The following is a 20,129-nucleotide window of genomic DNA, read 5'->3' on the forward strand; positions in this document are numbered from 1 at the left end:
CATGGCGGCCGTCGGCGGCCGCCGGTCTGCATGCGAGCGGCGCCAGCGCGGCGCCGCTTCATCGTTTCATCGCGCGGCCGGCTCCAGCGTCACCAGCACCACGTCATGCGAGCGCATCGGCACCGTCTCGCGATGGCGGCCGTCGCGCCCGACGCGCACGGTGCGCACGCGCTCCGGCTTGTCGGTGGTCAGCGCCTGCAGCTTCGCCAACTGCTCGGCGGACAGGTTGCCCGGTTTGCCGAGTTTCAGCCAGGCGGTGTACGCGTCGTTGGCCTCGAAGCCGACGCGGTACTGGCGCAGCGTGTAGACGCCGGGCTTGAGGCCCTGCCAGCGCAGCGTGGCGGGGGCGAGCTTCGCGGCCGGGAGCACCTGGGTGAAATAAGGCCGGTTGCTGGTCTGCTGGTCCGGCAGCCGCCAGTCCCAGACCAGCGCGGCGACCTTGCCACCGTCGACCGCGGCGAGCGCGCTGGTGTCCTTGAGCGGCACGTCGCGGCCGGTCAGCTGCTTCAGATACTTGTAGGCGAAGTAGGCCGGCTTGCGCACGCCTTCGCGCGTCAGCAGGCCGAAGCCGCCGTGGAAGGGGGTGGGCGGCGGACCGGGCTCCTCGAACAGGTCGCTGTAGGTCCAGTAGCTCATCGCCTGGGCGACGCCCCGCGTCAGGCGCAGCTTCTCCAGGATGTAGGGCGCGCTGAGGTAGGCGTCGTGGACGGGATCGCGCGGGTTGTAGCTGGCGCTCCACTCGGTGATGTAGAGCGGCAGGCCGGGGAAGGGCGAGGCCTCGATCTCGCCGCGCACGCGCTTGACGTCGCCGATGATCGTGTCCGGCGAGCGCGACAGCTTGTTGTCGTCCTGGCCGAATTCGTCGAGGAAGCCGCCGTCCACGCCATAGGTGTGGGTGGTGACGAAGTCGACGGGGACGTTCTTCTCCTTGCAGAAGGCCAGGAAGGGCACGACCCAGGCGGCGCCCGCGGTCGCCGGGCCGCCGACCTTCAGCTGCGGATCGACCGCCTTGAGCGCGCGGGCGCTGCGGGCGTAGAGGTCGAAGTAGGCGGCCTGGTCGGCGCGTTCCCAGAAGCCATCGAGGTTGGGCTCGTTCCAGACCTCGAAGGGCCATTGGCGCACTTCCTCGGCGCCGTAGCGCGCGATCAGGTGGCGCGCGAAGGCGTCGACCAGCGCGACCCAGGGCTCGGCCTGCGGATGCGAGGTGTTGCCCTTCCAGTAGAAGATGGTCTGCGGTGACGTGGCCATCGCTTCCGGCGTGAAGCCGAGTTCGACGAAGGGCTTGATGCCCTTGGCCAGCAGCGCGTCGTAGAGCGTGTCGATGCGGCCGAAGTCGAATTGGAGACGGCCGTCGGCGCCCTTGGTCACGGTCTTCAGCACGTCGTGGAAGATCGCGTGGAAGCGGATCGTGCGGAAGCCGAGCTCGTCGACGGCGGTCTTGAGCTGGGCCTGGCTGTCGTCGCGGATCAGGGTGCCGGGGAAGTCGGCGCCGATGGCGTAGTCGAAGCTGCGATCGACCGGGCCGGCGGCCTGGCGCAGGTCGACGTCGATCGTGCGGCCGGGCTTGGCGGCCGGTCCGGCGCTCCAGGCGGCCATCGGGGCCAGCGCGAGCGTCAGCGCGGCCATCTTGCGTCTCGAGAGGGTGAGCGACATGGGTTGAAGTCCGGAGGGGGTCAGGCGGGAAGCCCACGGTAGCGGAAGCGGCGGAAGCGCACCTCGCCCTGGCCGGCGCTGAACAGCGCCAGCTTCAGGCTCAGGAAGCCGCCGAAGACGTTGTGATGGAAGCCCGAGACCTCCATCTGCCAGGGGTGTTGCGTCCAGTCCTTGCCGTCGGGCGAGGTGTGGAAGGTGACGACGTTCTCGCGGTTGGTGAGCCGCAGGTGCAGCACGCGCGGCCCGGTGGTCGCCGGCAGCTTGTGCCGCATCCAGCCGATCTCCTGGCTGTAGTTGTAGGTCAGCATCTCCTGCGCGTTCGCGCCGATGCCGGCGAAGCCGCGGCCGTCGTAGAAGAGCGCCAGGCCGCCGTGGGCGTCGCCGGGGATCTCCATCTCGACGCTGGCCTCGTAGCTGCGGTCGCCGACCAGGCAGGTCAGCGGCGAGCAGTCGGCCAGCGAGGTCCCCTTGGCCTTCAGGACCAGGCTGCGGTCGCGTCGCGAGACGCGTTCGCCGTCCTTCGCATCAGGCGCGAAGAGCGTCCATTGGACGCCCATGCGGTCGGTGTTGAAGTCGTCGGAGAGGTCGAAGCCGGCCGGCGAGGGCCGGCCGCCGCGCGGCTTGGGCAGCGGCCGCGCGAGCGTGCCGCCGCGGGCCTTCAGCCAGTTGTCCTTCGTCCATTCGACCGGCTCGAGCAGCGTCTGGCGGCCCAGCGTGCGCATGCCGTTCTCGTAGCCGTGATAGACCATCCACCAGTCGCCGGCGGGGCCTTCGACCACGCTCGCGTGGCCGCGCGACCACCAGGGCTCGTCGGCGCTCTGGGTGCGGACGATGGGGTTGTGGGGCGAGTCCTCCCACGGCCCGTGGATCGAGCGCGAGCGGGCCAGCGTCACCATGTGGCTGGTCGGCGGGCCGGAGGTGCCGCCGACGGCGGCGATCAGGTAGAACCACTCGCCGCGGCGGAAGATCTTCGGGCCCTCCGGGGCGAACATCTCCACCACCCAGTCCTTGGGGTACTGCCAGGGCGTGTAGGCCGGCTCGAGCTGGCCGATGGTGGACAGGCCGTCGTCGCTGAGGCGGATGCGGCGCACGCCGTTGACGAAGAGGTAGCGCTTGCCGTCCTCGCCGACGGCGTGTCCCGGGTCGATGCAGTCGCCCAGGTGGAGGTCCACCGGATCGCTCCAGGGGCCGCGGATGTTGTCGGCGTGGATCACGTAGATCTTGGAGCCGTTCTCCTGCATCGCGGGGATGTAGATGAAGTAGCGGCCGTCGTGCTTGACCAGGTCCATCGCCCAGACGGCGCCGATCGGCTGCTTCAGCGCGGCGGTGATGGGGGTCCAGTTCACCAGGTCGGTCGAGTGCCAGATCACGACGCCCGGGTAGGAGGTGAACGAGGAGAAGGTCAGGTAGTAGTCGCTGCCGTCCTTGAGCAGCGTGGGGTCGGGGCGATCGCCCGGCACGATGGGATTGCGGTAGGTGCCGTTGCCCAGATCGGCCTTGCGCTGACCTTCGCGGCCGACGCCGAAGGAGGGCGGTCGCGAAGAGGCGGTGGCGGCGGGGGCGGGCGCGAGGCCGGTCGCGGCGGGGGCCGATGCCGCGAGTCCGGCGCCAGCGACCGACGCGAGCGCCGCACGGACGGCGCCGCGCCTGGTGAGAGTCGACATTCCTTTTGTCTCCTTGCCGGCGGTCGCCCTGCGGGACGATCTGGTTCAGGCCAGCTTGGAGAAGGATGTTAGTTCGCGCGCTGCACTAATTAACTAGAGCTAACCCTGTGCCGGGGTGGCATCGCTCAAGGCCAGCGGCCGCAGCAGGGAAGGGGTCTGCCAGGGCAGCTCCGTTGGCCTGATCACTGCACCGTGACGAAGAAACTTGTGCCGTCCTGCCCGCCGACCACGGTCGCACCGTTGCTGACGATGGAGTCGAACGCACCGCTGATACCGTCAGCGGCGCTGATCAGCACGAGCTTCTGTCCCTTCGCGACCCCGCCGCTGAAGTTCAGCGTCAGCGTGCCGCCCAGCACCGCCGCGCCGGCGACGCCGAGGTGGTCATGGTCGACGCCTGGCGTGGCGCCGGCCACCGCGAGCGTCAGTTGACCCGCCGCGCCTTGCTGGAAGCTGCCGCCCACCGTGAGCTCGCGTTGCCCGCTGACCAGCGCCAGCGCCGCGTTGTTGACGACGTTGCCGGTACCCATCGCATTCGCGCTCCCCGCCAGCGTGGTGCCGCCGCTGAGCGTCGTCGCGCCGCTGTAGCTGTTGTTGCGCAGCGTGAGCGCGGCCGCGCCGCTGTGCGTGAGGCTCCCGCCACCGCTGATGTTGGACAGCGTGATCGCGGTCGTCGTGTTCTGGACGATGAGCTGGCCGTCGTTGACGATGGCGTTGCTCGCCGCGCCGTTCGGCGACTCGGCCGTCAGCAGGCTGGCGTCGCCGCTGTAGGTGGCCTGCAGCACCGTCGACTTGCCGCTGGTCGCATTGACGGTGATGTAGCGCAGCGGCACCGGCGTGCCGGTGCCCAGGCGCAGGATCGCGTTGGCACCGATGGTCGTGGTGCCGTTGTAGTTCTGCGGCTGCGCGAAGGTCACGTCGTTGCCCGCCGTGGCCATGATCCTGACGTTGCCCGATCCCACCGAGCCATCCCGGTGCGGGCCGCCCCCGCCGCCGGTGATGCCGACATGCAGCGTCACCGGCCCGTTGTAGTTGAACGCCAGCGTGCCGCCCCGTAGGTTGATGTAGGCGTTCTTCTTGCCCAGCGGCGGGTCGACCTCCGCGGGCGAGGGCGCCGACGGCAGGAAGAAGTTGGCATGCGTGCCGTCGCCCCACTGGACCGTGCCGGCGCCGCGCTCGATGTTGATGCCGCGGTAGCTGGCGTCGTTGCCGTTGGGCGAATTGGCGCCGCCGCGGTAGATCGTCTTGGCGAAGTTCAGCTCGGGGTCGCTCAGGCCCGGATTGACCAGGTTGGGCACGTTGTGCGGGCTGTTGTCGGTGTGGCTGTAGACGCCGGACATCACGATCGTCGACGGACCGATCGCATGGAAGTTGATGTCGTTGCCGAAGGCCGCCTCGTAGATGTTCTGCGTCACCGTGACGACGCTGCCCGGCGAACTCCAGACCAGCCACGAGCCCTCGTTCAGGACCGCCTTCGCATTCGACAGCGAGGCGGCGACGTGGTTGCTGCCGAAGTCCTGCCCCGCGGCCAGCGACAGCACGCCCGCATACGAACTCACCCCGCCCGACGAGTTGCCGCCCCAGACGCCGGGCGCCTGCACGATGCTGCCGCTGCCGCTCACCTGGCCCAGCAGCACGAACTGCGCGCTGCTGATGACGATGGTCCCGTTGTTCAGGATGTTGTTGAGGTTGATCTCGCCGTTGATGGTGCTCGCGCTGTTCTTGCTGTCCGAGGTGGCGATGACGTTGGGCGAGTTGTCGGCGCTGGTGTTGGTGCCGATCTGGAAGGTGACCCCAGGATCGATCGTCAGCACCGGCGGGTTGGTGCCGGCGATGGTGAGCGCGTAGCCGGCGCCGGGGTAGGTGGTCTTGGTGACGACCTGGACCTGCCGCGCGACGGGCAGCGTGAAGGTGCTGGTCCGCGTGATCACCAGCGTGCTGGTGGCGGCGGTGGACAGGCGCAGCGTCCCTTGGCCGCTGATGACCCCGGTGTAGGTCGTTGTGCCGGCAGGTAGCTTGATCACCGAATCGCCGCTGAGCGTGATGTCGCGGTTGGCGAGCACGTCCGCGGTGATGTCGGCCGCCCCGCCCACGGCACTGGTGTCGTCCACCGCCGACGGTCCGCCGTCGGAGCCGCCGCCGCCGCAGGCGGATGTGAGGACGGCGCAGCCGACGATCAGGAATTCGCGCCGGCTGGCGCCTTGGAGGACTGAACTCAAGCGGGCTCCCGGGTCGGCGCTGCGAAGTGCTGGGCATTCTGTCGCAAGGCCGCCGCGGAGATATCACCAATCCGTCACGAGTGGCAACTGGCCCGCGAAAACCCGATCCGCACCGTGACGTGGCCGACGCGCGGCGCCGTCGAGAGAGTGCCGAGGGGACGCCGAGAAACCTCAGCCGGCGCGCTCAGTCGGCGCGACCCGTGCCGCCGGGGGCACCGCCGTGATGCGGCTTTGCCGTCGACGCCCGCACGACCAGCCGCGGCGGCTCGGTCACCCGCATCGGCGGCGCATGGTCCGGCGACGCATCGATCTCCGACTGCAGCAGCTGCACCGCCAGCGTGGCCGCTTCCGCCGTGGGCATCGCCACGGTGCTCAGGGCCGGGCGCATCTGGTGCGCCAGCTGGATGTCGGTGACGCCGATCACCGACAGGTCCCGCGGCACCTCCAGGCTCAGCTCCGCCGCCGCCTGCAGCACGCCCAGCGCGGGCAGGTCGTTGGTCGCGAACACCGCCGTCAGCCCGGGCTCGCCCGCCAGCAGGCTGTGCGCGGCGTTGCGGCCGTCGTCGATGGTGTCGTGGCCGTAGCGCAGGCAGCTCGCCGGCAAGGCGGCGCCGGCCTGCGCCATCGTGTCGAGGAAGCCGCGCAGCCGCCAGCGGTGGTTGCCGGTGGGCTCGCTGCCGCAGACCGCGCCGATGCGCCGGTGGCCCAGGCGCAGCAGGTGCTCCGCCGCGAGCACGCCGGCCTGGTACAGGTCCACCGCCACGCAGGGCAGCGGCGGCGGCTCCTGCGGCCGCTCCCACATGCACAGCACCACCGGCACGCCGCGGCGACGCAGGTTCTGCAGCGCATCGAGCTGCACGAAGTCCGCGTTCATGACGATCACGCCCTGCGCCAGCGCGCCGCCGATCGCGTCGAGGTAGGCCCGTTCCTGCGCGGGGTCCTCGTTGGTGTTGCACACCAGCAGGAAGTAGCCCAGCTTGCGCGCCGCGCGCTCGACCTCGAGCGCGAACTCCGGATAGAAGGGGTTGGCGATGCTGCTGACGAGCAGCGCCATCGTGTGGGGCTTGCCCTCCACCAGCGCACGCGCCATCAGGTTGGGGCGGTAGCCCAGCTGCTCGACCGCGGCGAGCACGCGCCGGCGCGTCTCCTCGCCGACCTTGCCGCGGTTGCGCAGCACGTTGGAGACGGTGGCCGCGGTGACGCCCGCGGCCCGCGCCACTTCGACGAGGGTGGTCATCCCGCGACTGTAGCCGCAGCCGCCTCGGCGCCCGGGCCCGCCTCGCAGAGGTAGACCAGCGCCGGTTCCCCCTCGGGCGAGCGGTAGCCGTCCTCCAGCGCCCGGACCGCGGCGGGCACCAACGACTGGGGCAGCAGCGCGATCACGCAGCCGCCGAAGCCGCCGCCGGTCATGCGCGCGCCGCCCGCGTCGCCAATGACGTCCTGCAGCAGCGCCGCGAGCTGGTCGACGGCGGGCACGGTGATCTCGAAGTCGTCGCGCATCGAGGCGTGCGAGGCCTTCATCAACTGGCCCAGCTGCCGCATGTCGCCCGCGCGCAGCGCGCGGGTGGCGGCGATCACGCGCTCGTTCTCGGTGACGATGTGGCGGCCGCGGCGGAAGGTCTTGTCGTCGAGGCCAGCGGCCTCCAGTTGCGCCAGCGTCGCATCGCGCAGCGCCTTCGCGCCGACGCCCGCGGCGGCCGCCTCGCATTGGCGGCGACGCTCGTTGTAGGCGCTGTCGACCAGGCCGCGGCGCACCCGCGAGTGCGCGATCAGCAGCGCCGTGCCCGCGGGCAGCGGCACCGGCTCGGTGTCGAGCGAGCGGCAGTCGATCAGCAGCGCGTGCCCAGCGCGGCCTTCCGCGCTGGCGAGCTGGTCCATGATCCCGCACTGGCAGCCGACGAAGCGGTTCTCGGCCTGCTGCGCCAGGCGCGCCAGGCGCTTGCCGTCGAGTGTCGTGTCGCCCGCCAGGCGCTGCGCCGCGCGCAGCAGCCCCAGCGCCAGCGAGGCGGAGCTGCTCAGCCCCGCGCCCATCGGCACGTCACCGGCGATGACGAGGTTCATGCCGGCCAGCGCCGGCAGCTCGGCCGCGAGCTGCGCCAGCGTGCCGCGCACATGGTCGCGCCAGCCGCCGCCCGGGAAATGCGGCGGCTCGGCGCTGAGCGCGAAGCGGTCATCGGCCTGCTGCTCGTCGAGCGCCAGCGCGTCCACCTGGCCGTCATCGCGCGGTCCGGCGGCGACCCAGGTGTCGCGGTCGATGGCCACCGGCAGCACGAAGCCGTCGTTGTAATCGGTGTGTTCGCCGATCAGGTTGACCCGGCCGGGCGCGCGCGCGAGCACCGTCGGCGCGGCGCCGTGGCGCTCGGTGAAGGCACGCACGACGGCGAGCGCGGTGGGCGGGAGGTCGGTCGGGGCAGAGGTCATGGCAGGCGGTGGCAAGCGGGGACGCCGATCGATCGAGGGGACTCGGTCATCAGCGCCGGGTTGAAAGGGCGGTCGTCGCGGCGCCGGGCAGGCTCAGCGCTGGCGGTAGTGGGTGGACGGCTGCTCGCGCAGCCGCGCGGCGGCCTGCTCGGGCGTGAGGTCGCGCTGCGCCTCCGCCAGCAGCTCGAAGCCGACCATGAACTTGCGCACCGTCGCACTGCGCAGCAGCGGCGGATGGAAGTGCGCATGCAGCTGCCAGTGCGGCGACGCCTCGGCCTGGGCGCCGGTGGGCGCGCCATGCCAGCCCATCGAGTACGGGAAGCTGCACTGGAACAGGTTGTCGTAGCGGATGGTCAGCGCGCGCACGATGGCGGCCAGGCTGGCCTGCTGCGACGCGCTCAGCTGGTCCATCCGCTGCACGGCGAAACGCGGCAGCAGCAGCGTCTCGAACGGCCATTCGGCCCAATACGGCACCAGCGCGAGCCAGTCGTCGTTCTGCACGACCACGCGCTCGCCGCCGGCCTCCGCGCGCGCCACCGCCAGCAGCATCGGCTCGCCCTGGGCGGCCAGCCAGTCGCGCTGCAGGCGGTCCTCGCGCGCCGGCAGGTCGGGCACGAAGTCGCTGGCCCAGACCTGGCCATGCGGATGCGGGTTGGAGCAGCCCATCATCGCGCCCTTGTTCTCGAAGACCTGCACCCAGCGCCAGCGCTCGCCCAGCTCGCGCGTCTGCGCGGCCCAGCAGGCGACGACCTCGCGCAGGGCGGCCTCGTCGAGCTCGGGCAGGCTGCGGCCATGGTCCGGCGAGAAGCAGATCACCCGGCTCGTGCCGCGGGCCGGCTCGGCCTGGAACAGGCCCGCCGCCGCCGCCGGGGCGCCGCCCGCGTCCGGCGCCGGCACGTCGGCCATCAGCGCGGGGAAGTCGTTCTCGAAGACGAAAGTGCCGGTGTAGGGCGGGTTGACCTCGCCGTTGATGCGGGTGTTGCCGGCGCACAGGTAGCAGCCCGGGTCATGCGAGGCGCGGACTTCCAGGTCGGGGCTTTCGGTCTGGCCCTGCCACGGGCGCAGGCTGCGCTGTGGCGACACCAGCACCCATTTGCCGGCCAGCGGATTGAAACGGCGATGCGAGTGGCGATTGCGGTCGAAGGCCGCGGAGACTTCGGAAGAGGTGACCATCTGGAGGCGGGCGAGGGCGGTGGGACGTGGATCGGAGGGGCGTGGGACCGGTGCGCCGGGTGCGCGAAGGGACGGACGATAGCGCGACCTGGCTCAATCGGACAGATGCCAGATGCCGACACCGCCGGGCGGCAGTGTCGCGCCGCCGAGCAAGGGGATCGCGCCCGGCGGCACGGGCACCACGGCCGGCTGCGGTCCGCGGTGGATCGCGAAAAGCCATTGGCCACGGCGGCGCAGACGCAGCCCGGGCGCCAGCGCCTCGGGCGCGAGCGGCGACAGGCCGGCCTCGCGGGCCGCGGCATCGACCCAGCGCAGCAGCAGGTCCGTGTCGACGTGACCGGCGTGCAGGTGGAAGCGTCCGCGCGCGAGCCAGGCCGGCGCGCCGTCCTCGTAGCGGGCCAGGACCCGGACGTCCTGCCCGTCCGCGGCGTCGCCCGCATCGAGTTCGATCAGGTCGCGCCATTGCAACCCGACGCCGTGGCCATGCGCGCCGGCATCGATCGCCAGCGTGCGGCCGGGGCGCATCGATTCCACGGCGCGTACGCGCACCGGCAGCCATTCGCGCAGCGGTCCCGGCGGCAGCGGCTCGGCGATGGCGAGCCGGTCGGTCTTGCTGCCGGTGCGCGGCCCGGCGACGACGACCGCCGTGCTCGCGCGCAGCCGCTCGACCAGCGCCTCGTCCAGGTGCAGCGTGCCCGGCAGCACGACGAGGGCGTAGCCCGCGAGCGACGCGTCGGGCGCGACGATGTCGACGTCCAGGCCGAGCCGGCGCAGCGCGCCGTAGTACGCCAGCATCGGGCCGAAGCCCGCCATGTCCTTGCCCTGCGGCTGGATCTGCGCCATCCACAGCGACGGGTAGTCCATCACCAGCGCGACCGCCGCCGGCCGCATCGCCAGCGACGCCGCATCGCCGGCGGCGAGCAGCCGCCCGATCTCGGCGCCGACCTGCGCGGCTTCGCGGCCGCCGTCGTCCAGCGCGCCGTCCGGGCGGTTCAGTCCCGAATGCATCTGCTCCTGGCCGAAGGGCAACTGGCGCCAGCGGAAGTAGGACACCAGCTCCGCGCCGTGCGCGAAGGCCTCCCAGGTCCACGCGCGGACCATGCCGGGCAGCGGCAGCGCGTTCCAGTCGGCCCAGTTCACCGGCCCGGCCTGCTGTTCCATCACCCACATCCGGCCGCGGCCGATGCCGCGGTACAGGTCGTGATGGAAGGCGGTCATGTCCGGATGGCCGGTGCGCGCCCATTGCTGGCGCTCGGCCTCGGTGAGGAAGGTCGCGGCCGTGTCGACGTGGCCGAGCGGATAGCTGTCCCAGGCGGCGATGTCCAGGTCGGCGCCGCAGGCGTGGTGGTCGAACTCGGCGAACAGGCCCATGAAGTTGTGCAGCACCGGCCGGCCGGGCGCGTGCGCGCGGATCAGCTCGACCTGCAGCCGGTTGTAGCGCACCACCTCGTCGGAGGCGAAGCGGCGGAAGTCCAGCGCATGCGCGGGCAGCGGGCTCGTCGGCTGGCCGACCGGGAAGCCGACCTGCTCGAAGCCCAGGAACTGCAGGCCCCAGAAGGCGGTGCCCCAGGCCTCGTTCATGCGCTCGACGGTCTCGTAGCGCGCCCGCAGCCAGCGCCGGAACGCGGCCAGCGCGGCCGGCGAGTAGGACAGGGTGGTGTCGTGGCAGCCGTACTCGTTGTCGGTCTGCCAGGCGACGACGGCCGGATGCGCACCGTAGCGCCGGGCCATCGCGGTCACGATGCGCCGCGTGGCCTCGGCCAGCGACGGGCTCGAGAAGCAGTAATGCCGGCGCGCGCCGAAGGGCTTCACGCGGCCGTCGGCGCCCACGGGCAGCACGTCGGGATGGGCCTCGACCAGCCACTGCGGCGGCGCCGCGGTCGGCGTGCCCAGCACCACCGACAAGCCCTCGCCGGCGAGCACGTCGATCGCCTCGTCCAGCCAGGCCCAGTCGAACTGCCCCGGGGCCGGCTCCATGCGGGACCAGGCGAACTCGGCGATGCGGACCGTGCCCAGGCCGAGCGCGCGCATCGCGCGGGCGTCCTCGCGCCAGCGCGCCTTCGGCCACTGCTCGGGGTAGTAGCACACGCCCAGGCGCAGCGGCGCCGGCGGATCGGACGGGAAGGAGATCGGGGGCATGAAGCGGGCGGGTGTCGGCCGAACGATCGCGAGGATGCGTCAGCGTCGGTTAATCGATTAATCTGATTGGAGCAACCTGCGGGGGCGATGTCAATCGGAATGCCCAGCATCGGCGCCGAAGCGAGCGCGACCGCGGACGCGTTGGCGCTCCGACAGCGTCGAAGCCAAGGGCGCTCCGCGTAGAATGCGGCCACTTCTGCGGACTTACCCGTATTGCCCCCTGGGGTCGCCCTTGGTCTACTGACTCGGATTAAACGATTAACTGCCTCTTCGGGCAGCACAACGACGTGAGCGAGACAACCCCGCCGGCGCCGGTGGCGCTACAGGTGCCCCCGACGGTGCCGACGCCCGAGACCGGCTTCCTGAACCTGGGCCTGTACCCGCATCCCACCCGCAGCCTCGAGGTCAACAGCCGCTACCTGGTGCTGGACGGCCGGCCCTGGATGCCGGTGATGGGCGAGTTCCACTACAGCCGCTATCCCGAGACCGAATGGGCGGCCGAGCTCGCCAAGATCAAGGCGGGCGGGGTGGACGTCGTCGCCAGCTACGTGATCTGGAACCACCACGAGGCGGTGCAAGGGCGCTGGCGCTGGGACGGCCAGCGCGACCTGGCGCGCTTCATCGACCTCGCGGCCGAGGCCGGCCTGTTCGTCTACCTGCGTCCCGGTCCGTGGGTGCATGCCGAGGTGAGGCTGGGCGGCTTTCCCGACTGGCTCGCCGCGACCTGCGAGCCGCGCGGCAACGATCCCGCCTACCTCGCCCACGTGCGCCGGCTCTACGGCGAGATCGCGGCGCAGGCGCGCGGCCGGTTGTGGTGCGACGGCGGGCCGGTGATCGGGCTGCAGCTGGAGAACGAATACGGCGGCACCGGTCCGGGCCGCGGCGCCGAGCACATCGCCGCGCTGAAGCAGCTGGCGATCGACGTCGGCCTCACCGTGCCGATCTACACCGTCACCGGCTGGCCGACGCTGGACATCCCGCCGCGCGAGGTGCTGCCGGTGTCGGGCGCCTACGCCGATGGGTTCTGGCAGGGCTCGCGCGAAGCGCTGCCGCCGTCGGGCGTGTTCCTGTTCAACACCCGTCGCGTGATCGGCGAGATGGGCAATGTCGACGGCACGCCGGCCGCGGGATTGATCGATACGGCGCATTACCCGTTCTGCCTGGCCGAGGCCGGCGGCGGCATGGCGCAGAGCTACCACCGCCGACCGGTCGTGGACGCCGACGACGTGCATGCGACGACGCTGGTCCAGTTGGGGTCGGGCGCCAACCTGTACGGCTATTACATGTATCACGGCGGCACCAACCCGGTCTGCGAGACGGGGCCGCTCAACGAGACCCAGGCGACCGGGTATCCCAACGACGTGCCGCAGTGGGGCTACGACTTCCAGGCGCCGCTGGGCCAGTACGGCCAGGTGCGGCCGTCGTGGGGACGGCTGCGCGCGCTGCATCAGCTGATGCGCGACTTCGGCGCGACGCTCGCGCCGTGCGAGGCGGTGCTGCCGGTGGACGGGCCCTTCGATCCGGCCGATCGCGCGTTGCCGCGCATCGCGCTGCGGGCGGCGGGCGCGTCGGTGGCGGAGGTGGAGGGCTTCGTGTTCATCAACCACCATGTGCGCCATCACCCGCTGCCGGCGCGGCGGGATCTGGCCATCGAACTGCGCACGGCCGACGGCGGAGCGCTGCGCCTGCCCAGCGAGGGCGGCGTGGCGCTGCGTCCGGGCGCGGCCTTCATCTGGCCGGTCGGACATCGCTTGGGCGCGGCGCGCCTGCGTCAGGCGACGGTGCAGCCGATGGCGCGCTGGACCGGGGCCGATGGAGAAGTGGTTTGGACGGGCTTCAGCCTCGAGGGCATCGCGGCGGAGCTGGTGTTCGATGCCCAGGGGCTGGCCACGATCGAGGTGCGCGGCGGGCATGTCGAGCACCGCGGCGAGGTCTGGGTCGTGCGGCTGGATTCGCGCGAGGGGCCTCGGCTGGTGTCGGTGCGCGATACCGCGGGACGGATGCACCGCGTGCTGGTGCTGTCCGAGGACGCCGCGGCGGCGACGGCGAAGGTCCGGATCGGCGGGCGCGAGCGGCTGATGTGGTCCAGCCATCCGGCGACGGTGGGCGCGGGCGCGGACGGGGAATTCATCGGCATGGATGCCGGCGTCGAGGAAGCCGCCTGGGTGCGCGTGTTCCCGGCGGAGGGGCTCGGCGGCGGGCGCGAGGACCTGGCGGTCGAATGGGCGGTGTGGTCGTTTGCGGCAGGGATGAGTGGGGCGGGAGGGCGCTGGCCCTCACCCTCGCCCTCTCCCGCGAACGCGGGAGAGGGAATGACCGAGGCGGCTTCCGGCAATGGCACTGGCACTGGCACTGGCACTGGCACTGGCACTGGCACTGGCACTGGCACTGGCACTGGCAACGGTGGTCGGGACGGCGGCGAGGCGCGTCTCGCGGTCGCGCTGATGCAGGCGGCGGGCGAGCCGCCGGCGCTGCGCTGGGGGCCGCATGTGCCTTGGCGCGACGGGCCGGTGCCGCTGGTGCCCGACGAGGCTGCGCGTGCGGCCGAGGCCCACTGGGCGATCGTGCCGTCGGACGGGCTGCCACGCGGCCGGGTGTGGCTGACGCTGGAGCTGGTTGGCGATGTCGCGCGGCTCGAGGTGGAGGGCGTCGTCGTCGACGACCGCTTCTGCGATGGCAGTCCGTGGACGATCGCGATCGATCGCTGGCGCCGCGCCGACGGCGCGTGGCCGTCGATCACGCTGGCGGTGCTGCCCATCGCGGCGGACCTGCCGGTGTTCCTCGAGCCGGAGGCCCGCGCGCTCGGCGCCGGAGCGGCGCTGCGCCGGGCCACGCTCGGCGTCGAACGCCGGCTCGTCATCGACCTGGGCGTCGGGGAGCGCTGAACCATGGCCTCGGTGCAACTGGAGCAGGTCGGCAAGACCTATATCGAAGGCGGCGTGCCCACGGTGCATGACGTGACGCTGGACATCGCCGAAGGTGAGTTCTGCGTGTTCGTCGGCCCGTCGGGCTGCGGCAAGTCCACGCTGCTGCGCATGATCGCGGGGCTGGAGACGATCAGCAGCGGCGAGCTGCGCATCGGCGGCCGTCGCGTCAACGAGAAGGCGCCCGGCGAGCGCGATGTCGCCATGGTGTTCCAGAGCTACGCGCTCTATCCGCACCTGGACGTCGGGGAGAACCTCGGCTTCGGCCTGCGCCTGGCGCGCGTGCCCAAGGCCGACGCGCAGCGCCGCATCGAGGAGGTCGCCAAGCTGCTGCAGATCGATCACCTGCTGCGGCGCAAGCCGCGTGAACTGTCCGGCGGTCAGCGCCAGCGCGTCGCCATCGGTCGCGCGCTGGTGCGCCAGCCTGGCGTGTTCCTGTTCGACGAGCCGCTGTCCAACCTGGATGCCGCGCTGCGCCAGCAGACGCGGCTGGAGATCGCGCGGCTGCATCGCAGCCAGGGCCGGGCCAGCTCGATCTACGTGACCCACGACCAGGTCGAGGCGATGACGCTCGCGGACCGCATGGTGTTGCTGCAGCCGCCGCCGCCCGGGGCCTTGCTGCCGCAGCCCAGCGTCGCGCAATGCGGCGCGCCGCTGACGCTGTACCGGCGGCCGCGCAACCTGTTCGTCGCGGGTTTCCTGGGCTCGCCGCGGATGAACTTCCTGCCCGCGACCCTGGTCGAGCGCCGCGACGACGGCGTGGTGGCCGCGCTCGCCGACGACACGCGCCTGACGCTGCCGGTGCGCGCCGACGGCGTGAACAACGGCGACACCGTCACGCTGGGCGTGCGGGCCGAGCACCTGCGCCCGGTTCCGGACGCGCGCGCCGGTGGCGCCGCACGGGACGCTCGCCTGAGCGAGCCGATCCGCACGCAGGTCCAGTGGCTGGAACACCTGGGCGACCAGAGCCTGGCCTACCTGGCGGGGCCTGGCGGGGCGCTGGTGTCCCGGCTGCCCGAGGGCCACGGCGCGCCCGCGATCGGCGAGGCCTTCCCGGTGGCGGCCTTGCGCGACGAGGTCCATGTCTTCGATCCGCGCGGCGAAGCGCTGCCGCGGCTGCACGAGGAGGCGGACGCATGCGCGGCCCGATGAATCCGCGGCGGCGCCAGGCGCTGCTGGCCGGTGCGGGCCTCGGTGCGAGCGGCCTGGCGACGTGGAGCGGAGCCGCGCGTGCGGCGCTGTTGCCGGACCGCGAGCCGCTGCGGGTCTGGATCAACGGCGACAAGGGCTACGAGGGCGTGGCCCGGATCGGCGAGCGCTTCACGCGCGACACCGGCGTGGCGCTGCGCGTCGAGCATCCGGAGAACGGCGTCTCCAAGTTCGAGCAGGCCGCCGCCGCCGGCAAGGGCCCCGACGTGTGGATCTGGCCGCATGACCGTGCCGGCGGCTGGGCCGCGTCGGGGCTGATCCGGCCGGTGGCGCCGTCGCGCCGGCTGCGTGAAGCGGTCGCGCCGATGGCGTGGTCGCCGTGGCGCATGGGCGGCCGCACCTGGGGCTATCCGATCGCGATCGAATCGGTCGCGCTGATCGTCAACCTGGATCTCGTGCCGCGCCCGCCGCGCACCTGGGACGAGGTCTTCGAGATCGACCGCCGCCTGCGCCCGCAGGGCCGGCGCGCGATCATGTGGCCCTACAACGAGTTCTATTACACCTACGCGCTGATGTCGGCAGGCGGCGGTTATGCCTTCCGCCGTCGCGAGGACGGCAGCTGGGACGCGAGCGACAACGGCATCGACACCGAGGGCACGCGCGCCGGGATGTCGCTGCTCAAGCGCCTGGTCGACGAGGGCCTGGTGCCGCGCACCGCCACCTACGCCGAGAGCGAAGCCGCGATCAACGAGGGCCGCGTGGCCATGACCATCAACGGCCCCTGGGGCTGGAACAACCTCCAGAAGAGCGGCCTGCGCGTCGCGGCGGCACCGCTGCCGTCGCTGCGCGGGCGGCCCGGGCGGCCGATGACCGGCGTGCTGGGCGCGATGCTGTGCGCATCGAGCCGGCAGCCGCTGCTGGCCACCGAGTTCATCGAGCGCCACCTGCTCAGCCTCGACGGGCTGCGCGCGATGCAGGCCCATGTGCCGCTGGGCGTGCCGGCCAACACGGCGCTGCTGGGCGAGTTGCGCGGCGACGCGCTGGTCGAGGGCACCGCCGCGGCCGCCGCGCTGGGCGAGCCCATGCCCAACGTGCCCGAGATGGCGCGCTTCTGGACCGCGATGAACGCCGCGGTGCAGAGCATCACGCAAGGCCGCGAGACGGTGGCCGACGGTCTCGCCCGCGCCTCGCGGCGCGTGGCGGGGCAGGCGTCGAAGGAGGCGTCGTGATGCGCGCGATCGCCCTCGGGCTGCATGCCCTGAATGTCGCCGCGGTGGCCGGGCTGCTGTTCCTGTGCCAGCAGCTGCTGCGCGCGCACGACGCGCTCGCCGCGATGGCGGTGCTCGGCGTCGCGGGCCTGCTGGTGCTGCTGCAGTTCAGCAAGCGCCTGCAGGCCTGGCGCTACGTGATGCCCGGCGTGTCGGCGGTGCTGGTCTTCATCGTGCTGCCGATGGCCTTCACGCTGGGCATCGCCTTCACCAACTACAGCTCGGCCCACCTGCTGTCCTTCGAGCGCGCGACCGACGCGCTGCTGCAGCGCACCGACAGCGAGGGCCTGGGCATGGACCTGAGCCTGCTGCGCGAGGGCGAGGGCGCCGCCGCCCGCTACCAGGCGCGCCTGCGCGACGATGACGGCAGGGACTGGCTCAGCGCGCGCTTCACGCTGCCCGCGCCCGGCGCGCCGGCCACCGGCACGACGGTGATGCTCGGCGCGCTCGAGGACGGCCAGCCGCTGCCCGGCGAACCGCTGCCGCCGCGCGCGCTCGTCGAGCTGCTACCGCAACTGCGCACGCTGGTCCTGCGCACGCCGGACGACCGCCCATGGCGCCTGTCCAGCCTGCATCGCATCACCGACCAGGCGCAACGCTATGCGCCGATCGACGCCGACCGGCTGCGCGACCTGCGCGACGGCAGCATCGTCACGGCGGACCACGCCGCGGGCGTGTGGCGCGATGCGGCCGGCCAGGCGCTGGAGCCGGGCTTCCGCACGACGGTGGGCCTGGCCAACTACGCCCGCATCTTCGGCGACAGCAGCTTCTTCGAGCCCTTCGTGCGCGTGTTCGTCTGGACCGTCAGCTTCGCGTCGCTGAACACGCTGCTGACCTTCGCGCTGGGCCTGTTCTTCGCGGTGGCGCTGAGCTGGCCCGCGCTCAAGGGCCGGGGCGCGTACCGTCTGGCGCTGTTCCTGCCCTACGCGGTGCCGGCCTTCATCTCGATCCCGGTCTTCCGCGGCCTGTTCAACGAGAACCTGGGCGAGATCAACCTGGTGCTGGACCTGCTCTTCGGCGTGCGACCGGGCTGGTTCAGCGACGCGACGCTGGCGCGCGCGATGGTGCTGACGGTCAACACCTGGCTGGGCTACCCGTACATGATGATCCTGGCGATGGGCCTGCTGAAGGCCATCCCCGAGGACCTGTACGAGGCCTCGGCGCTGGCCGGCGCGGGCCCCGTGACCAACTTGTTCCGGATCACGCTGCCGCTGATCGCGCGGCCGATGGCGCCGCTGCTGGTGGCCTCCTTCGCGGCCAACTTCAACAACCTGACGCTGATCGCGCTGCTGACCGAGGGCGCGCCGGACTACCTCGACACCCAGGTCCCCGTCGGCGCGACCGACCTGCTGGCGTCCTACACCTACCGCATCGCGTTCAACGACGGCGGTCAGAACTACGCGCTCGCCTGCGCCATCTCCTCGATCGTGTTCGTGATCGTGGCGCTGCTGGCCTACGTCAACCTGCGCTGCTTCGGCGGCGCGAAAGCGACCCGGCGCTGAGCCGGGCGGGAGCTTCGTCATGGCGATGGTGATGACCTCTTCGCAGCGCTGGCGCGTCTGGGCGCTGCATGCGGTGCTGATCGCCTTCGTGGTGCTCAGCCTGCTGCCGCTGCTGATGATCGTGTCGATCTCGCTGCGGCCCGGCAACTTCGCCGGCGGCAGCCTGATCCCGAAGGCCATCAGCTTCGAGCACTGGCGCCTGGCGCTGGGCCTGCCGGTGGTCGACGCCCAGGGCCAGGTGACGCCGCCGCCGTTCCCGGTGCTGCAGTGGATCTTCAACTCGCTGAAGGTGGCGCTGGTGAGCGCGGCGGCCTGCCTGGCGCTGTCGGTGACCAGCGCCTATGCGTTCGCGCGGATGCGCTTCCGCGGCCGGGACGGCACGCTGACGGCGATGCTGCTGCTGCAGATGTTCCCGTCGGTGCTGGCGCTGGTGGCGATCTACGCGATCTTCGACCGGCTCGGCGACTGGGTGCCGTGGCTGGGGCTCAACAGCCACTGGAGCCTGGCGCTGGCCTACACCGGCGCGGTGGCGCAGCACATCTGGCTGGTCAAGGGCTACTTCGAGAGCATCCCGCCCGACCTGGAGGAAGCCGCCGCGGTCGACGGCGCGAGCCGCTGGCAGTCCTTCGTGCTGGTGCTGCTGCCGCTGGCCAAGCCGGTGCTGGCGGTCGTGTTCGTGCTGGCCTTCCTGGGCGCGATGATCGAATACCCGGTCGCCTCGGTGCTGCTGCACGACGAGCAGCAGCTGACGCTGGCCGTGGGATCGCGGCTGTTCCTGTTCAACCAGCGCTACCTCTGGGGTGACTTCGCCGCCACGGCCCTGCTCGCCGGCTTGCCATTGACGCTGATGTTCCTGCTGATGCAGCGTTGGCTCGTCGCGGGCCTGACCGCGGGGGGCGTCAAGTCATGAGGCGGGGGATCAGAAGGGATCCATCGCGCTGGTGAAACGCCCGGAGCCGTCGAGCGCGCCCCAGGTGTAGCCCTGCCAGCCGGGATAGGCCTGCGGCTCCCAGTACAGGACGCCCAGGCCGTTGGCGCCCAGCGCGGACACGCGCGTGAGCAGGTCCGCGATCATGGCCTTGGAGGCGGCGGCCTGCTGCCAGTCCATGCCGGTCTCCGCCACGATCACCGGCTTGCCGTAGCGCGACACCATGTCGGCCATGTTGGTCGACAGCGCCGCGTTGCGGCTGCTCCAGTTGCTGGAGGTCGGATAGTGGGACATGCCGATCACGTCGTAGCGCGCCCCGTTGGCCTTCATGCCGTCGAAGAACCAGCGGAACACCGCGTTGTCGTGGCCGTTGGCCAGGTGCAGGATCACCTTGGCCGATGGGAACACCGCCTTCACCGCGTCGTTGCCGTTGTTGATCAGCTTGACCAGATTGGCGAAGCTCGATCCCGAGGCCTGCCCGTCGGGCCACAGCATGCCGTTGTTGATCTCGTTGCCGACCTGCACGTGGTCGACGGTCACGCCGTTGGTCTTGAGGTAGCTCAGGATGCCCTGTGTGTGCGCGTAGACGTCGCTCGTCAACTGCGTGAAGGTGTGGCTGGCCCAGCTCGCGGGCTTGGTCTGCTGGCCGGGGTCGGCCCACGAGTCGCTGTAGTGGAAGGTCAGCATGACCTTCTGCCCCTGGGCGATCGCGCGTTTGGCCTTGTAGAGCGTGTCGGCGCCGTCGCACCAGCCGCCGTTCGGGTTGACCCAGACGCGCAGCCGGATCGTGTTGATGCCCAGGTCCTTGAGCAGCTTGAACGGATCGGTCTTGGTGCCGGCCGCGTTGTAGAAGCTGTAGCCGGCCGATTCCTGCTGGCTGACCCAGCTCACGTCGGCGCCCTTGACCAGCGTCGCCGCGGCCGCGGGCAACGCGGTAAGCGCGGCGGCCAGGCCCAGTCCGGCGCCGATGGCTGCCCGGCGGATGAGGCCTCCCGTCGCGCGGGCGGCTGCCTTCATCGTGGTCTTCATCGTCTTCGTCGTCATTCCCCTGTCTCCTTGGTGGTTGTGGTGGAGGGAACTCGGAGCGGTCCG

At 71.6% G+C, this 20,129-nt stretch carries 13 protein-coding genes; 5 read left to right on the forward strand and 8 right to left on the reverse strand.

The window, feature by feature from the left end; translation table 11 throughout:
• Positions 1–66: 66 nt before the first annotated feature.
• The 7 genes from ACTJKJ_RS16790 to ACTJKJ_RS16820 form a co-directional block, all read right to left on the reverse strand.
• Complete coding sequence (locus ACTJKJ_RS16790; protein WP_440821125.1) at positions 67–1,653, reverse strand: GH39 family glycosyl hydrolase; 1,587 nt, start codon at positions 1,651–1,653, stop codon at positions 67–69.
• A gap of 20 nt (positions 1,654–1,673) precedes the next feature.
• The gene (locus ACTJKJ_RS16795; protein ID WP_440821126.1) at positions 1,674–3,317 is read right to left on the reverse strand and encodes a family 43 glycosylhydrolase; all 1,644 of its coding nucleotides are present in this window, start codon (positions 3,315–3,317) and stop codon (positions 1,674–1,676) included.
• Positions 3,318–3,499: 182 nt separating this feature from the next.
• A complete protein-coding gene (locus ACTJKJ_RS16800) occupies positions 3,500–5,533 on the reverse strand; it encodes an autotransporter (protein WP_440821127.1) in 2,034 nt (677 codons plus the stop codon).
• A 184-nt stretch (positions 5,534–5,717) separates the two neighbouring features.
• On the reverse strand, positions 5,718–6,770 hold the full coding sequence (locus ACTJKJ_RS16805; protein ID WP_440821128.1) for a LacI family DNA-binding transcriptional regulator: 1,053 nt from the start codon (positions 6,768–6,770) through the stop codon (positions 5,718–5,720).
• Positions 6,767–7,954 carry a galactokinase gene (gene galK / locus ACTJKJ_RS16810; RefSeq protein WP_343605159.1) on the reverse strand — a complete coding sequence of 396 codons (1,188 nt, stop codon included), beginning with the start codon at positions 7,952–7,954 and terminating at the stop codon, positions 6,767–6,769. The genes ACTJKJ_RS16805 and galK overlap by 4 nt, the downstream gene beginning before the upstream one ends.
• 93 nt (positions 7,955–8,047) lie before the next feature.
• Complete coding sequence (locus ACTJKJ_RS16815; RefSeq protein ID WP_440821129.1) at positions 8,048–9,127, reverse strand: UDP-glucose--hexose-1-phosphate uridylyltransferase; 1,080 nt, start codon at positions 9,125–9,127, stop codon at positions 8,048–8,050.
• Positions 9,128–9,220: 93 nt separating this feature from the next.
• Complete coding sequence (locus ACTJKJ_RS16820) at positions 9,221–11,266, reverse strand: beta-galactosidase (RefSeq protein WP_440821130.1); 2,046 nt, start codon at positions 11,264–11,266, stop codon at positions 9,221–9,223.
• Positions 11,267–11,553: 287 nt separating this feature from the next.
• On the opposite strand from ACTJKJ_RS16820, the gene ACTJKJ_RS16825 reads away from it, so the two are divergent.
• From ACTJKJ_RS16825 to malG, 5 genes are read left to right on the forward strand one after another with little or no spacing between them, the layout of a single operon-like run.
• On the forward strand, positions 11,554–14,151 hold the full coding sequence (locus ACTJKJ_RS16825; protein ID WP_440821131.1) for a beta-galactosidase: 2,598 nt from the start codon (positions 11,554–11,556) through the stop codon (positions 14,149–14,151).
• Positions 14,152–14,154: 3 nt separating this feature from the next.
• Positions 14,155–15,342: an ABC transporter ATP-binding protein gene (locus ACTJKJ_RS16830; RefSeq protein WP_440821132.1), complete on the forward strand. Its 1,188-nt coding sequence runs from the start codon at positions 14,155–14,157 to the stop codon at positions 15,340–15,342.
• Positions 15,327–16,568: a maltose/maltodextrin ABC transporter substrate-binding protein MalE gene (gene malE, locus ACTJKJ_RS16835; protein ID WP_440821133.1), complete on the forward strand. Its 1,242-nt coding sequence runs from the start codon at positions 15,327–15,329 to the stop codon at positions 16,566–16,568. The genes ACTJKJ_RS16830 and malE overlap by 16 nt, the downstream gene beginning before the upstream one ends.
• Complete coding sequence (gene malF, locus ACTJKJ_RS16840; RefSeq protein WP_440821134.1) at positions 16,568–18,109, forward strand: maltose ABC transporter permease MalF; 1,542 nt, start codon at positions 16,568–16,570, stop codon at positions 18,107–18,109. The genes malE and malF overlap by 1 nt, the downstream gene beginning before the upstream one ends.
• Before the next feature lie 31 nt (positions 18,110–18,140).
• Positions 18,141–19,019 (forward strand): maltose ABC transporter permease MalG, encoded by an 879-nt coding sequence (malG, locus tag ACTJKJ_RS16845; protein WP_254783458.1) that lies wholly within the window; start codon positions 18,141–18,143, stop codon positions 19,017–19,019.
• 9 nt (positions 19,020–19,028) lie between these two features.
• Here malG and ACTJKJ_RS16850 read toward each other — a convergent pair whose 3' ends face one another.
• The gene (locus ACTJKJ_RS16850) at positions 19,029–20,081 is read right to left on the reverse strand and encodes a glycoside hydrolase family 53 protein (protein WP_440821135.1); all 1,053 of its coding nucleotides are present in this window, start codon (positions 20,079–20,081) and stop codon (positions 19,029–19,031) included.
• Positions 20,082–20,129: the final 48 nt, after the last annotated feature.

The organism is Roseateles sp. 22389, assembly GCF_052044995.1.
Taxonomy (GTDB): Bacteria; Pseudomonadota; Gammaproteobacteria; order Burkholderiales; family Burkholderiaceae_C; genus Roseateles.